Origin of the sequence: Gilliamella sp. wkB18, from assembly GCF_001690875.1 — a bacterium.
GTDB lineage: Bacteria > Pseudomonadota > Gammaproteobacteria > Enterobacterales > Orbaceae > Gilliamella > Gilliamella apicola_A.
Window position 1 is genome coordinate 1 of record NZ_LZHM01000087.1, and the last position, 798, is coordinate 798.

The window sequence follows — 798 nt, forward strand, 5'->3', positions numbered from 1 at the left end:
AGAAAGTGGCAATTGGTACGCACGTATTCGCCATGAACAAGCAATCAGTGAACAAATAATTATCCGAGGCAAAAGCAACCGTTATAACCTTGCTCCTGGGCAACTCATTAGCCTTAATGGCGCCCCGCTGATTGATATTGATGAAGGCATTATTATTTTAAGTGTTACGGGCAGCGGCAGCCGCACTGATGCTTACCAGCTCAGTTTTACTGCGATACCTTTTAAGGTATTAAAACCGTATCGCCCAGCACCCCTTGCTTGGCCACAAGTCAGTGGCACCTTACCGGCACGGGTCACCAGTCCCGATAATGACACCTATGGCTATATTGATACCCAAGGGCGCTACCGGGTTAAATTTAACTTTGACTTAACAGATTGGAAAAATGGCGAAGAAAGCTTATGGATAAGGTTAGCCAAACCCTATGCCGGCAGTGAATACGGTTTTCACTTTCCACTGATTGACGGTACTGAAGTAGCAATAGCTTTTATGCAAGGCAACCCTGACAGACCGTATATTGCCCATGCAATGCACGACAGTGCTCACCCAGACCCTGTCACCGCCATTAACAAACACCGCAATGTGATACGCACCCCAGCGAATAATAAATTACGCATGGATGACAAACGGGGGCAAGAGCACATCAAACTCGCCACCGAATACGGCAAAACCCAACTGAATTTAGGTCACTTAGTTGACCAAAGTAAAGCGCAGCGTGGCGAAGGCTTTGAGCTAAGAACCGACGAATGGGGCGCCATAGCAGCTGCACGGGGATTATACTTAACCACCCAAACCGAGCC

At 47.9% G+C, this 798-nt stretch carries 1 protein-coding gene; it reads left to right on the forward strand.

Annotated features, from left to right (window positions below; all coding sequences use genetic code 11):
• Positions 1-798, forward strand: a 798-nt coding sequence (locus tag A9G48_RS09340) for a type VI secretion system Vgr family protein (protein WP_141672992.1), incomplete at both ends; no start/stop codon positions are given.